This window comes from Arthrobacter sp. Y3221048 (assembly GCF_059092685.1).
In genome coordinates, this window is record NZ_JBNHHX010000002.1 from 361533 (window position 1) to 375576 (window position 14044).

A 14044-nucleotide genomic window follows, 5' to 3' on the forward strand; every position below is an offset into this window, starting at 1 on the left:
AACCGCTCTGCTCAGCGGCCGTAGATGCCGAACTTGTGCGCTTTGGTGGCCTGGAAGAACCTGTTCGACGCCGGCATGAACAGCAGCACGATCGCCGCGATGCCCAGCAGCACCGACAAGGTGCCGAACCAGATGTTGAAAAGTCCGAACAGCGACAGCGCAGCGAATACCGTGCCGGTGATCCTGGCCCAGTTCTTGCCTGCCTTCACGCCGAAGGCCACCATCAGGTACAGCCCGACGGCGATCACCGCGGTGATGACGATAAACACTCCTGCAGTGCCGCTCATCATCTCCGCCAGCTCCGCGTCGGTGAACTGGCCGCCCTGCTCGCCCAGGGCTTCGCGGACCGCCGGGTCGTTGAGCACCATCGCCATGGTGCCGTCCAGGTTCGCCAGTTCGGTCAGCATTTCGATGGCGGTCAGCACGGCGGCAGCGATGATCAGCCAGAAGGCGATCATGACTTCGCGCGGCGCCGTGGGCTTGGCGGTGGCCTGCGCCTGCCCGCCGGGGTAGCCGTACTGGCCGGGCACGGCGCTCTGGTAGCCGTAAGGCTGCTGCCCGTACTGCTGACCGTACGGGGACTGGCCCTGCCCGTAGGGCTGCTGTCCGGGCTGTCCGTACTGCGGCGGGTTCTGCCCGTACTGTCCGTACTGGGGGGCGTTTTGCCCGTACGGAGGCTGATCCGAGCCGGGCTGCTGGGGCGCGTTCTGGCCGTACTGCGGCAGGTTCTGCCCGTACCGGGGCTGCTCCTGGCCTCCGGGCCGGCCTTCCCCGTCACCGGGCTGGTTCGGTTCGTTTTCTGGGGTGCTCATGGCCGGTTCCTTTTCATCTCATCCACACGGGTCGCACGTCTGCGCCGGCCAGCCTGCGCGCCGGCCGCAGAGGTGCTTGGCAGCTGTTAATGCAACACTACAATGCAGGCCTGCGCCGTGTCGGTCGGCCTGAAGGATGATTTTCAGCCTCGCGGCCCGCCTCGGCCCGCCCCGCGGCCCCGCCCCGCGGCCAGCCCCCGCCAGCCAAGCCGCCGGAGGTGCACGCCCGCCGGCGGTATGCCGGGGCTTTTGGGCAAACACCGGCGGTTTGAGACACTTGTACGCATGCCCGAAGCTATCGTCCACCTGCTCCGCCACGGCGAGGTCCACAACCCCGACCGCGTGCTTTACGGCAGGCTGCCGAGCTTCAGGCTGTCCGCCCTGGGCCAGGAAATGGCCGAGTGCGCCGCGGGCTACTTTTCCGGGCGCCGCGACGACGGCGCCACCATCAGTTACCTGGTGGCCTCGCCGCTGACCCGCGCACAGGAAACCGCCGCCCCGACCGCCAAGGCGCTCGGCCTCGAGATCGTTACCGACGAGCGGATCATCGAAGCCGAGAACCACTTCGAGGGCTTGGCGGACATCCGCTCGCACCTGAACCAGCCCCGGCACTGGCCGCACCTCTATAATCCCTTCCGGCCGTCCTGGGGGGAGCCGTACGCGGCGCAGGCCGCCCGGATGCGCAAGGCCATCGACGACGCCCGCCGGATTGCGGTAGAACGCGGCGGCGAGGGCGCCGAGGCGGTCCTGGTCAGCCACCAGCTGCCCATCTGGGTGACCCGGCTGGCCTCCGAGGGCAAACGGCTCTGGCATGATCCCCGCCGCCGCCAGTGCACGCTGGCCTCGGTGACTTCCCTGGAGTTCGACGACGGCCGCCTCACCGCGGTGCGTTATGCCGAGCCGTGCGCCCACCTCCTGCCCGGTGCGGCGAACCTGCCCGGAGCATAATAGAATTACTACGCGTTGTAGAAGTGGGATACCCCCAACCCCACCAAGAAAAGTGTGACTGTGACTGCCGATAACCCCCGTTTGTTCAATCGCCGTACCGCCTTCAAAGTCGGTGCGGGGCTGCTGGGCGCCCTCTCGCTCGCCGCCTGTTCCGCCGAGGACCCGTTGGCCCAGCAGGCCAACGCGGGAGACAACAAGAACTACATTGCCGGCGACGGGTCGGTCACCGAGTACGCGCCCGAGTCGCGCGGCGAACCCGTCCAGCTGACCGCCAAGCTCTTCGACGGCACCACCGTCGATGCAGCCGACTGGGCCGGACAGGTGACGGTTCTCAACTTCTGGTACGCCTCCTGCGCGCCGTGCCGGCTGGAAGCTCCGGACCTGCAGGCGCTCAGCGAGGAATTCGCCGACGGCGCCCGGTTCTACGGGGTCAACATCCGGGACGAGCGCCCCACGGCGGAGGCATTCGAGCGCAACTTCGGGGTGACGTATCCCAGCTTCATGGACAAGAACGGCGACGTCCTGCTGGCGATGACCGCCTATGTGCCACCGCAGGCCGTACCCACCACGCTGGTGCTGGACAAGGAAGGCCGCGTCGCCGCCCGGATCCTGGGCGTTGCGGACAAGGGCACCCTCAGGGCCCTGATTAAAGACTCAGTGGCCGCCTAGCAATGGGGTGGGCGACGGCCGCGCTGCCGATGACTTTGGGCGGCGCTTTTGGCGACACGGTGTTGAACGGCTCCGTGCTGCTGGCAATCCCCGTGGCCATGCTGGCCGGGCTGGTCTCCTTCCTGTCCCCGTGCGTGCTGCCGCTGGTTCCCGGCTACCTGGGCTACGTCACCGGCCTGACGGGCGTGGACCTCGAACGCCAGCGCCGCGGCCGGATGTTCGCCGGCATTGGGCTGTTCGTGTTGGGGTTTTCCGTCGTCTTCGTGATCATCGGGGCGATCTTCGGCCAGCTCGGTGCCTGGTTGAAGGGCAGCGACGCCGGCTGGGTCACCCAGGTGCTGGGCGTCGTCGTCGTCGCCATGGGCATCATCTTCATGGGCGGCCTGTCCTACTTCCAGCGGGACCGCAAGATCCAGTCGCGTCCGCCGGCCGGGTTGTGGGGAGCGCCGGTGCTCGGCATGACGTTCGGGCTGGGATGGGCGCCCTGCATCGGCCCGACCTTTTCCGCCGTGCAGGCGCTGGCCTACTCGGGCGGCGCCGATGCGGCCAAGGGCGCGTTCCTGGCCTTCGTTTACTGCCTGGGCCTGGGGATCCCGTTCCTGCTGATCGCCCTCGGCGTGCGGCGGGGGATGGGCGCCATGGCGTTCTTCCGCCAGCACCGGTTGTTCCTGCAGCGGGCCGGCGGCGCCATGCTGGTGGTTTTGGGCCTGCTGATGGCCAGCGGGCTCTGGGGAGACTGGGTGACGCAATTGCAGGACTGGTTTGCAAATGAAGTGAGGCTCCCGATCTGATGAGTCAGACACCCGACGGCGCTGGGCGCCATGACGAAGCCGATGCCCCCGCAGCGGCCGGACCGGGCACGGGCGGAGGCGGCGGGGCCGTGAAGGGCCCTCAGTCCGCCAAAGACCGGAAGCGCAGCCGCGACCGGGACGACGTCGCCGTCCCCGCGCTGGGTTTCGCCGGCATGCTGCGCTGGGCGTGGACCCAGCTGACGAGCATGCGCACCGCGCTGTTCCTGCTGCTGCTGCTGGCCGTGGCCGCGGTGCCCGGTTCGCTGTTCCCGCAGCGCCCGGCCAACCCCGCCGTCGTGACCCAGTACATTGCGGACAACCCGGAGGTCGGGCCGTGGCTGGACCGCTTCCAGCTCTTCGACGTCTACTCCTCGGTGTGGTTCTCCGCCATCTACCTGCTGCTCTTCCTGTCGCTGATCGGCTGCGTCATCCCGCGCGCCATCCAGCACTACAAGGCCATGCGGTCGCAGCCGCCCAGGACTCCCCGCCGGCTGTCCCGGCTGCCCGAGTACGGGTCCATGGCGGTCCCGGCGGAAGCCGGCGTCTCCGCGCGCACGGCCGTGGAGGACGCCGCCCGCTTGCTGAAGCGCCGCGGTTACCGGGTGGATGTGCGCGATGCGGCCACCGACCGGCCCTCCGTGGGAGCGGAACGCGGCTTCGGCAAGGAAATCGGCAACCTGGTCTTCCACACTTCGCTGATCGGCGTGCTGGTCTCCGTCGCCGTCGGCGGGCAGTTCGGCTACACCGGCCAGCGGATCCTGGTCGAGGGCGAAACGTTCGTGAATTCGCTCATCGGCTACGACAACTTCAACCCGGGCACCGGGTTCACCGAGGACCGGCTGGAGCCCTTCTCCATGCGCCTCGACGAGTTCGAGGTGGTCTTCGACCGGGAATCGCCGACCCACTACGGCCAGCCGCTCGACTTCACCGCCACCCTGACCGTGCGCGGCGAGCCGGGGGCACCCGAGGAACAGCAGGTGCTGAAAATCAACCACCCGCTGACCATCGGCGGAACGAACGTGTACCTCATGGGCAACGGCTACGCGCCGGTAGTGACCATCCGGGACGGCGAGGGCAACATCGCCCACCAGGGCCCCGTCATTGCCATCCCGAACGACGGCGCCTACACCTCCACCCTGGTGATCAAGGCGCCGGACGCGCAGCCGGAACAGCTGGGCTTCGTGGGGTTCTTCCTGCCGACCGCGATGGAGGGCGAAGACGGGGTGGCCTACGGCAGCGACCCGGATCCCATGAACCCCCGGCTGTACCTGAACTCCTACTACGGGGACCTCGGCCTGGACAACGGCGACCCCAAGAACGTCTACGTCCTGGACACCACCGAGCTGACCGTCCTCAACGACCGCAACCAGGACGACGGCGGCATCGAGCTCGCCGCCTACGAAACCGCGGAACTGCCCAACGGAATGGGCAGCGTCACGTTCGACGGCCTCGTCCGCTATGCCGCGCTGGACATCCACCACGATCCCGGCAAGGTCGGTGCCCTCGTGTTCTCCTCGCTGGCCCTGGCCGGCCTGGGCGCCTCCCTGTTCATCGGCCGCCGCCGCGTCTGGGTGCGGGCCGGTACCCACGAGGACGGCCGCACCATGGTCGAGTGGGGCCTGCTGGCCCGCGGCGAGGACCACCGGCTGGCTCCGGAAGCGGCCGCCATCAGCAACCTCTTCCGCACCCAGTGGCTGACGGATGCCGCCCCCAGGGCGCACAATAGCAAGAGCGCCGCCGGCGTTGACAACTCCTAAGGACATCTCTTCCCATGCCCACGATTGACCAGACCATGGCCCAGTACAGCGAGCTGTTCATCCTGCTCGGCGCGATGGCCTTCACCGTCGCCTTTATCGCCTTTTGCTGGGACCTGGCCACGTCCAGCAAGACCATCAAGGCGGTAGAAGACCGGCTGGCCGCCGGGCACGCCGCGGCCGACCAGGGCGTGTTGGTCGGCGCCGCCGGTGCGGCGTCCGGGGCTGCCGGCGCGAAGGCCGCCGGCGGCGCAGGAAGCGCAGGAGCCGGCGTCGAAATGGCCGCCGACTCGATGAACTACGGCAAGGAACGCCGTGCGGCCGCCCGGATCGGCGTGGCTCTGAGCGTGCTGGCCACCGTCATCCTGGCGGCCGGCGTGGTGGCCCGGGGAATAGCCGCCCACCGCGTGCCGTGGGGCAACATGTACGAGTTCTGCACCACGGGTGCGCTGATGGTGGCGGTGGTGTACCTGATTGCGCTGACCCGCAAGGACCTGCGCTTCCTTGGATCGTTCGTGATCGGCCTTGTGGTCATCATGCTCATCGCCGCGTCCGTCGGCTTCCCGACGCCGGTGGCCCACCTCGTGCCCGCCCTGCAAAGCTACTGGCTGATCATCCACGTCTCGGTCGCCGTGCTGGCCTCGGCGCTGTTCACGTTGACTTTCGCCATGTCCGTGCTGCAGCTCGTGCAGGCGAAACGCGAGGCCCGCGGCCGCGCCGGCAAGGCGGACAATCTGGCGTTCATGCGGCTCGCTCCCTCGGCGCTGACGCTGGAGAATGCCGCTTACCGGCTCAACGCCGTGGGTTTCGTGTTCTGGACCTTCACGCTCGTGCTCGGGGCAATCTGGGCGGAGCAGGCCTGGGGCCGCTACTGGGGTTGGGACACCAAGGAAGTGTGGACCTTCGTCATCTGGGTGGTGTACGCCGGTTACCTGCACGCCCGCGCCACCCGTGGCTGGACCGGTACCCGAGCCGCCTGGCTGTCGATCGTCGGTTACCTGTGCGTGGTCTTCAACTTCACGATTGTCAACGTCTTCTTCGCCGGCCTGCACAGCTACGCGGGGGTCTAGGACAGGTCGGCAGGATCGACCGAAGCGCGCAGCCGCGAATCATAGAAGGCCCGCCGCCCCATCGGGGCGGCGGGCCTTCTTCGGGTCCTGGAGCTCACGGGAGCCGGACGCGGGCGTTTAGGCCGCCGGTCGTTTAGCGGGGACCGTTCTCCGGGTCGTCTTCGCTCAGTTGGCGGTCGTCATGGGCCGCGGGCTTGTCCTCGCCGCCGTGCTTGGGGTCCTCGCCCTTCTTGAGTTCCTGTTCCTTCCGGTTCAGTTCCTCTTCGCGCTGCTTGGCGCGGCGCTGCGCATCAAGCGTGCGCAGGAAGGCAATGTCGTCGTCCGGGGCCGCCGGGCGGGGCGCCTGCTGGGGTTGCCGGCCGCCCGCACGGGGGCGGCCCCACACGAACCACATCAGGGCTCCGATCAGGGGCACCAGGATGATCGTGAGGATCCATCCCGGTTTTGAGATGCTGCGCACCTCATGCGGCCGCGACCGGATGCACTCGATGAGGGCATAGATCACCACCGCGAGGGCCAGTACCGCGAGCAGGACATAGAGACGGACCATGAATCAATTGTAGGTGAGCGTTAAGCTCCGGGCTGATGAATCTTGGTACCGGCCGGTCGATCTCGCGGGCAGCGTAAACTTGAGGCGTGGCTTTTTGGAAATTCAGCGCCCTGCGTCTCGGCATCATGGCCCTCATCTTTGTTATCTGCCTGTTTTTGAGGCTGGGTGTTGTCTACTCGGCCATCGCCGCCGCGATCATGGGTTGGTGCATCACGTACCTGTTCTTCCGCAAGATGCGGGACGAAGCGGGGGCGGCACTGGCGCGCCGTTTCTCCAGCGGTGTCAAGGCACCGAGGACCTCCACGGAAATTTCGGACGCGCTGGCCGAGGACGCGGCCGTCGATGAGCACGGCGAACTGAGCGTGGATTCCTCCCGCAAGCCGCGGGACGCGGAGCGGAAGCCGAACGGCACCCGGCCCGGGGACCAGGGCTGACCCAGACCCAGGCCGGGCGGCCAGCGGCGCCGCCCCGGCGACCGGCTACATCAGCCGGCTCAGCACCACGCCCAGCGCGAAGGCGGTCGCGAAGCCGAGATTGATCAGCCCGGTCTGCTTGAGTACCGGGATGAGGCTCTCGCGCTTCTTGCCCTTGAGCATCAGCCAGCTCGGCGTCAGGCACGCCGGTACCAGCAGCAGCACCAGCAGGATCCACGGGAAGTCGTAGACCATGATGAGCGGCAGCAGGAGGGCCACCGCGAGCATCATGACGTAGCTGACGCGCGCCGCCTCGTCGCCCATCCGGACGGCCAGCGTCAGTTTCCCCACCTCGCGGTCCGTGGGGATGTCACGGACGTTGTTGGCCATCAGCAGTGCCGTGGCGATCAGGCCGGTCCCCACCGCGCCGAGGAAGGACGGCCAGCTGACCTGCAGGGCCTGCGTGTAGGTGGTCCCCATGGTGGCCACAATGCCGAAGAACAGGAACACGTACACTTCGCCCAGCCCCCGGTAGCCGTAGGGGTTGTTGCCTCCGGTGTATCCCCAGGCGGCAATCACGCAGCCCACGCCAACCAGCAGCAGCGGCCAGGTCTGCGACAGGATGATCAGCGCGAGCCCCGCCACCATGGCCAGCCCAAAGCTGGCGAACGCGGCGGCCTTCACCGCTTTCGGTTTGGCCAGCCCGGACCCGGTCAACCGCAGCGGGCCCACCCGCACGTCATCGGTGCCGCGGACGCCGTCCGAATAGTCGTTCGCGTAATTTACGCCCACCTGGAACAGGACCGCGATGAGCGCGGCGAGGAGGGCATGCAGGGGTCGGAAGGAACCCAAATCGTAGGCGGCCGCGCTGCCGACGATCACCGGAGCGACCGCCATCGGAAGGGTGCGGGGCCGTGCCCCTTCGAGCCATTGCCCGGCTGTAGCCACTGTGGAAAATCCTTACCTGTGGGGGTTTCGTGCATCGTTGGCTGCGGGCAGCCGCAGCACCGGTCTATTCTCGCCCATTGAAGCGGACGGGCCGTGCAGCCTGCGGCGCAGGAGTGCCGGATGTCATACGGACGGCGGTTTCCCGCCGCGGGGCACGCCGTCTTGCCCGGCGGCATCCGCCGCCGAACGGAGCAGGATGTCGGCCACGGCCAGCCGGTCCGGCTTGCCGTTGGGCAGCAGCGGGAGCGCTTCCAGGCGCACCACGTGGCGCGGGACGGCGGGCCCGCCCAGCGCCTCGTGGACCCGGGCCCTGATCTCCTCCTCCGCGGCGGAGCCCACGACGGCGGCGCAAACCTTGGTGCCCCACTCGGGATCGTTGATGCCCGCCACCAGCGCGGCCTGGACCTCCGGCAGTCCTTCAATCACCTCGGCGACGGCCGCCGCGGACACCTTGACGCCGCCGGTGATCAGCACGTCGTCCGCGCGCCCGATCACGGTGAGCGCACCGGCGTCGTCCATCTCCCCAAGGTCCTCGGTGCGGAACCAGCGGGTGCCGCCGGACGCGCTGAAACGGGCGGCCGTGAGCTGCGGGTTGTCCAGGTAACCGCCGGCCACCACGTCGCCGCCGATCAGCACCCGGCCGCGTTCCAGCCGCAGGGTGACTCCTTCGAGCGGCACGCCGTCGTACACGCAGCCGCCGCAGGTCTCGCTCATGCCGTACGTGCGCACAATCTTCAGCGAATGTTTGGCAGCCTCCGACCGCAGCGCCTCCGGCATCCGGGCGCCGCCCAGCAGGATGGCATCGAACCGGCGCAGCGCCTTGAGTGTGTCGGGCTCCGCGGCGGTGAGCAGCCGGTGCAGCTGGGTGGGCACCAGCGAGGTGATCCGGAACCGGTCGGTCAGGGCGGCTGCCGCATCGGTGAACGCGTGGGCCGTGAACCCGCCGGAGAGATCCATGGCCCAGGGGCGGGTGCCGGCGTAGAGCGAGCGGACCAGCACCTGCAGGCCGGCGACGTAGTTCGGCGCGAGCGTCAGCAGCCACTGCCCCTCGCCGCCCAGCCGCAACGCCGTGCCCATCGACGACGCGGCCAGCGCATCAATCCCGAGCATGGTGGCCTTGGGCGTGCCGGTGGAACCCGAGGTCCGGACGACGGCGGCGGTCCCGGGAAGCAGCCCGGGCGAGGACACCGGCAGCGGGGTGCCGTCCGGTGCGAGTTCGACGGCGGGGCCCTCGCCGCCCAGCGCCGCGGTCAGCGCTGCCAGCGCCGGCTGGATGTCCATGCCGCCCACCCTAGAAGTAGTAGGGGAAAGACGACCAGTCCGGGTCGCGCTTGGCCAGGAAAGCTTCCTTGCCTTCGACCGCCTCGTCCGTCATGTATGCCAGGCGGGTGGCTTCGCCGGCGAAGACCTGCTGGCCGGCCAGGCCGTCGTCGGCCAGGTTGAACGCGAACTTCAACATCCGGATGGCCTGCGGGGACTGCCGGGCGATGTCCGCCGCGTATTCCAGCGCCACCTCCTCGAGCCGCTCGTGGTCCACGGCCTCGTTGACGGCGCCCATCCGGACCATGTCCTCGGCGGAGTACTCGCGCGCCAGGAAGAAGATCTCGCGGGCGGCCTTCTGGCCGATCTGCCGGGCCAGCAGCGCCGAGCCGTAGCCGGCGTCGAAGCTGCCGACGGTGGCATCGGTCTGCTTGAACTTGCCGTGCTGCCGGGAGGCGATGGTCAGGTCGGACACCACGTGCAGGGAGTGTCCGCCGCCCGCGGCCCAGCCATTGACGACGGCGATGACCACCTTGGGCATGGTGCGCATCAACCGCTGGACTTCCAAAATGTGCAGCCGGCCGGCGCGGGCCGGGTCGATGAATTCCGCCGACTCGCCGGCCGCGTTCTCCACCGGATACCGGTAGCCGTCGCGGCCGCGGATGCGCTGGTCGCCGCCGGAGCAGAACGAGTGGCCGCCGTCCTTGGGCGAGGGGCCGTTGCCGGTCAGGAGCACGGTGGCCACGTCCGGCGTCATCCTGGCGTGGTCCATGGCGCGGTAAAGCTCGTCCACGGTGCCCGGGCGGAAGGCATTGCGCACGTCCGGCCGGTTGAAGGCGATGCGCACCGCCGGCAGGTCGCGGACCACCTTGCCGCTTAGGTCGCGCTCCACCTGGCGGTGGTAGGTCATGTCCTGGAAGTCGAAGCCTTCCACCACGCGCCAACGCATCGGGTCGAAGAGGTCGGAAACCTTCTCCGGCAAGGCAGGCTGCGCCGGGGCGCCGGTGCTGCCGGCAGTGGTTTTGGCGGTACTGGCTGGGGCGGGGCTCTCGGAAGTCACCCTTCGAGTTTATCGTTGCCGTCCCGCGGGCTGGGCCGGGAGCACCCCCTCTACTAAGCTGTTCGAGACTACCGACTCCTTCCGAAAGAGCGACTGTGGGCCATCACTTTGAAATAGTCCGGCACGTCAACGCACCGGTCGACGCCGTATGGCGCGTGATCACGGACATCCCCGGGTCCGCGCGGACGCTGAGCTCCGTCACACGCGTTGAGATCCTGACGCCCGGCGACTACGCCGAGGGCTTCCGTTGGCGCGAAACCCGCAAGATGATGGGCAAGGAAGGCACCGAGGAGATGTGGGTGGCGGAGGTCAATGCGCCGGCGTCGACGACGGTCAAGGCGGGATCGAACGGCGCCGACTACACCACGAGGTTTACGCTCGCGCCGGCGGACGGCGGCACCCGGCTGGCCATGTTCTTCGGTGCCGAGCTGGAGAATCCGGGAAAGCTCTCCAAGCTGATGATGGCGCTCTTCGGAAAGCTGGGACTGCGCATGGCGCGCAAGCAGATGGTCAAAGACCTGGAAGAGATTGCCGCCAAGGCCGAGGGCCGGGACGAAACCGCCCGTTGAGCCGGCCGGGTTCCGTCGGAGGCACTGCCGGTGAACGTACACGTCATGGCAGTTGACCAGCCCCCGGCCGCGTGGGATTCTTTATAGAACGGTCGGTCGGTAAATTCAGTCGTCTGCGGCAGCCGAAGCGACCGCTCATCGTCATCGTTGAACGATCAAGCGCGAGGGATTATTTCTATGGCTGAGGCATTCCTGATTGGCGGGGCGCGGACCCCGGTTGGCCGCTACGGAGGGGCACTGTCGGCAGTCCGTCCCGACGACCTGGCGGCGCTGGTCGTCAAGGAAGCCGTGGTCCGGGCAGGCATCGATCCGGATGCCGTCGAGGAGGTCATCCTCGGCAACGCCAACGGAGCGGGCGAGGAAAACCGCAACGTGGCCCGCATGGCCTGGCTGCTGGCCGGCTATGGCGACCACGTCCCCGGCATCACCGTTAACCGGCTGTGTGCCTCCGGCCTGAGCGCCATCATCCAGGCGTCGCACATGATCAAGGCGGGCGCAGCGGACATCGTCATCGCGGGCGGCGTGGAATCCATGAGCCGCGCGCCGTGGGTGCAGGAAAAACCGGCAAAGGCCTTCGCCAAGCCGGGCGAAATCTTCGACACCTCCATCGGCTGGCGGTTCGTCAACCAGCGTTTCGCCAAGGGCGACCTCAGCCGCGGCGGCAAGATGACCTACTCCATGCCGGAGACCGCCGAGGAAGTCGCCGATGTCTACGGCATTTCCCGCGAGGACGCCGACGCGTTCGCCGTGCAGTCCCACGAGCGCGCCATCGCGGCCATCGAGGCCGGCCGGCTCAAGGACGAAATCGTACCGGTGACGATCAAGGGGCGGAAGGGCGACACCGTCGTCGACACCGACGAGGGACCCCGCCCCGGCACCACCCTCGAGGTCCTGGCCGGACTCCGCTCCATCATCAAGCCCGACGGCGTGGTCACCGCGGGCAACTCCAGTTCACTCAACGACGGGGCCTCGGCCATCGTCATCGCCTCCGAGGCCGCCATCAACAAGTTCGGCCTCACCCCGCGCGCCCGCATTGTCGACGGCGCATCGGCCGGCGTCGCACCGGAGATCATGGGCATCGGACCGGTGCCGGCCACCCAAAAGGTGCTGGACCGCGCCGGCTGGAGCGTCGACGACCTGGGCGCCGTTGAACTCAACGAAGCCTTCGCCACCCAGTCGCTCGCGGTGCTGCGCGACCTGAAGCTGGACCAGTCAATCGTGAACAACGACGGCGGTGCCATCGCCTTGGGACACCCGCTCGGTTCCAGCGGATCCCGCCTGGTGGTGACCCTCCTGGGCCGGATGGAGCGCGAAGGCGCGCAGCGCGGCCTGGCCACCATGTGCGTGGGCGTCGGCCAGGGCACCTCCATGATCGTTGAGCGGGTCTGATGCTCTTCGACGACTACTCCTTCAGCACGCTGCGGCTGGACGAGCGGGAGGACCGCGTCCACCTGGCGTTGAACCGTCCCGAAGTCCGCAACGCCATCGACCAGGCCATGGTCGACGAACTGCATGCCGTGTGCGCCGTCCTGGAACGCGCACCGCGGATCTTGATCCTGTCCGGCACCGAAGTCAACGGCAAGGGGATTTTCGCCTCCGGGGCGGACATCTCCCAGCTGCGCGAGCGCCGCCGCGACGATGCGCTGGCCGGGATCAATTCCACGGTATTCCACCGCATCGCACAGCTGCCCATGCCGGTCATCGCGGCCCTCGATGGCTTCGCACTGGGCGGGGGAGCGGAGCTGGCCTACGCGGCCGACTTCCGCATCGCCACGCCTTCGGTGAAGATCGGGCAGCCCGAGGTCGGCCTGGGCATCATGGCTGCGGCGGGCGCCACCTGGCGCCTGAAGGAACTGGTGGGAGAGCCGCTGGCCAAGGAAATCCTGTTGGCCGGCCGCATCCTGGACGCAGAAGAAGCGCTGGCGGCCCGCCTCGTCACCGAAATCCACGAGCCGGCCGGGCTCATCGACGCCGCGCATGCGCTGGCCGACCGGATCGGCAAGCAGGATCCGCTGGCCGTGCGCATCACCAAGTCGGTGTTCCATACCCCGCGCGAGGCGCACCCGATGATCGATACCATCGCCCAGGGCATCCTGTTCGAGTCGCAGGCGAAGTTCGACCGGATGCAGTCATTCCTGGACAAAAGCGCAGCCAAGAGCGCAGCCCGCAGTACCGCAATGCCGGCGGCCGCCGCACCGGGCGGGGACGCCGTCCGAAGCCCGGCCGTAGAGCAGGAAGGATCGAAGTGAGCGAGATGAATTCCGTGCAGACCATTCCCAACAACGTGGGTGTCCTCGGTGGCGGGCGCATGGGCGCGGGCATCGCCCACGCGTTCCTGACGGCCGGAGCCGACGTCGTCGTGGTGGAGCGCGACGAGGCCGCCGCCGAGGCGGCCCGCGGGCGCGTGACCGCGGCGCTGGCCAAGAGCGTGGAGCGGGGCACGACCACCGAGCCCCTGGATGCGCTCAAGTCCCGGCTGTCGGTCTCCGTCGACTACGGTTCGTTCGCCGCGTGCGGGCTGGTCGTGGAAGCGGTGCCGGAGGACTTCGAGCTGAAGGCCACCGCGCTGAAGGCCGTCGAGGCCCAGCTGTCCCCGACGGCATGGCTGGCGACGAACACGTCCTCGCTGTCCATCACCAAGCTGGCCGACCAGTTGCAGCGCCCGGCGAGCTTCTGCGGCCTGCACTTTTTCAACCCGGTTCCGGCCTCGCAGCTGGTCGAAGTGGTACTGGCCCCGAAGACGTCGGAAGAGCTCGCCGCCGCCTCCAGAAGCTGGGTCGAGGCGCTGGGGAAGACCGCCGTCGTCGTCAACGACGCGCCGGGGTTCGCCTCCTCGCGGCTGGGGGTGGCCATCGCGCTGGAAGCCATGCGCATGGTGGAAGAGGGCGTGGCATCCGCGGCGGACATCGACGCCGCGATGGTGCTGGGCTATAAGCACCCGGTCGGCCCGCTCAAGACCACCGACATCGTGGGGCTGGATGTCCGCCTCGGCATTGCCGAGTACCTCCACTCCACAATCGGGGATCGATTTGCCCCGCCGCAGATCCTTCGCGACAAGGTGGCCCGCGGCGAACTCGGCCGCAAGTCCGGCAAGGGTTTCTTCGACTGGGAGGACTAGCCGCCGCGGCGGTCGGCCCGTCCGTGGGACAGGCCCCGTCTAAACATGGACCCTGACAGCTGCAGCCCGGCCACGTGCCGGG

At 68.5% G+C, this 14044-nt stretch carries 15 protein-coding genes; 10 read left to right on the forward strand and 5 right to left on the reverse strand.

The features are described from left to right. Positions 1-11 precede the first annotated feature (11 nt). Entirely contained in the window at positions 12-812 is an 801-nt protein-coding gene (locus AC5RVS_RS06310) for a hypothetical protein (RefSeq protein ID WP_494107548.1), read from the reverse strand. 285 nt (positions 813-1097) lie between these two features. On the opposite strand from AC5RVS_RS06310, the gene AC5RVS_RS06315 reads away from it, so the two are divergent. The 5 genes from AC5RVS_RS06315 to ccsB all read left to right on the forward strand — a co-directional run bounded on the left by AC5RVS_RS06315 (position 1098) and on the right by ccsB (position 6044). Further along, positions 1098-1760, forward strand: a complete 663-nt coding sequence (locus tag AC5RVS_RS06315; RefSeq protein WP_494107549.1) for a histidine phosphatase family protein — start codon at positions 1098-1100, stop codon at positions 1758-1760. A gap of 54 nt (positions 1761-1814) precedes the next feature. After that, on the forward strand, positions 1815-2429 hold the full coding sequence (locus AC5RVS_RS06320; RefSeq protein ID WP_493989505.1) for a TlpA family protein disulfide reductase: 615 nt from the start codon (positions 1815-1817) through the stop codon (positions 2427-2429). Between the two features lie 2 nt (positions 2430-2431). Further along, positions 2432-3220 carry a cytochrome c biogenesis CcdA family protein gene (locus AC5RVS_RS06325; protein WP_493989504.1) on the forward strand — a complete coding sequence of 263 codons (789 nt, stop codon included), beginning with the start codon at positions 2432-2434 and terminating at the stop codon, positions 3218-3220. A 173-nt stretch (positions 3221-3393) separates the two neighbouring features. Further along, positions 3394-4977 (forward strand): cytochrome c biogenesis protein ResB, encoded by a 1584-nt coding sequence (gene resB, locus AC5RVS_RS06330; RefSeq protein WP_494107868.1) that lies wholly within the window; start codon positions 3394-3396, stop codon positions 4975-4977. 14 nt (positions 4978-4991) lie between these two features. Next, the gene (gene ccsB / locus AC5RVS_RS06335) at positions 4992-6044 is read left to right on the forward strand and encodes a c-type cytochrome biogenesis protein CcsB (protein ID WP_494107550.1); all 1053 of its coding nucleotides are present in this window, start codon (positions 4992-4994) and stop codon (positions 6042-6044) included. Between the two features lie 133 nt (positions 6045-6177). Here the strand turns inward: ccsB and AC5RVS_RS06340 are convergent, their stop codons facing one another. After that, positions 6178-6594, reverse strand: coding sequence for a PLD nuclease N-terminal domain-containing protein (locus AC5RVS_RS06340; RefSeq protein ID WP_494107551.1), 417 nt, complete (start codon positions 6592-6594; stop codon positions 6178-6180). Between the two features lie 86 nt (positions 6595-6680). On the opposite strand from AC5RVS_RS06340, the gene AC5RVS_RS06345 reads away from it, so the two are divergent. Then, a complete protein-coding gene (locus AC5RVS_RS06345) occupies positions 6681-7028 on the forward strand; it encodes a DUF4229 domain-containing protein (RefSeq protein WP_494107552.1) in 348 nt (115 codons plus the stop codon). 45 nt (positions 7029-7073) lie between these two features. Here AC5RVS_RS06345 and AC5RVS_RS06350 read toward each other — a convergent pair whose 3' ends face one another. The 3 genes from AC5RVS_RS06350 to AC5RVS_RS06360 form a co-directional block, all read right to left on the reverse strand. Then, a complete protein-coding gene (locus AC5RVS_RS06350; protein ID WP_494107553.1) occupies positions 7074-7955 on the reverse strand; it encodes a 1,4-dihydroxy-2-naphthoate polyprenyltransferase in 882 nt (293 codons plus the stop codon). Between the two features lie 123 nt (positions 7956-8078). Continuing rightward, positions 8079-9236 carry an AMP-binding protein gene (locus AC5RVS_RS06355; RefSeq protein WP_494107554.1) on the reverse strand — a complete coding sequence of 386 codons (1158 nt, stop codon included), beginning with the start codon at positions 9234-9236 and terminating at the stop codon, positions 8079-8081. Positions 9237-9246: 10 nt separating this feature from the next. Next, complete coding sequence (locus tag AC5RVS_RS06360; protein ID WP_493989648.1) at positions 9247-10164, reverse strand: 1,4-dihydroxy-2-naphthoyl-CoA synthase; 918 nt, start codon at positions 10162-10164, stop codon at positions 9247-9249. A gap of 206 nt (positions 10165-10370) precedes the next feature. On the opposite strand from AC5RVS_RS06360, the gene AC5RVS_RS06365 reads away from it, so the two are divergent. From AC5RVS_RS06365 to AC5RVS_RS06380, 4 genes are all read left to right on the forward strand, one after another. Continuing rightward, entirely contained in the window at positions 10371-10844 is a 474-nt protein-coding gene (locus tag AC5RVS_RS06365) for an SRPBCC family protein (RefSeq protein WP_494107555.1), read from the forward strand. Between the two features lie 177 nt (positions 10845-11021). Beyond that, positions 11022-12233: a thiolase family protein gene (locus tag AC5RVS_RS06370; protein ID WP_493989497.1), complete on the forward strand. Its 1212-nt coding sequence runs from the start codon at positions 11022-11024 to the stop codon at positions 12231-12233. After that, positions 12233-13093, forward strand: a complete 861-nt coding sequence (locus tag AC5RVS_RS06375; RefSeq protein ID WP_494107556.1) for an enoyl-CoA hydratase/isomerase family protein — start codon at positions 12233-12235, stop codon at positions 13091-13093. Before AC5RVS_RS06370 ends, AC5RVS_RS06375 begins: the two co-directional genes overlap by 1 nt. Before the next feature lie 5 nt (positions 13094-13098). Further along, positions 13099-13962, forward strand: a complete 864-nt coding sequence (locus AC5RVS_RS06380) for a 3-hydroxyacyl-CoA dehydrogenase family protein (protein WP_494107869.1) — start codon at positions 13099-13101, stop codon at positions 13960-13962. Positions 13963-14044: the final 82 nt, after the last annotated feature.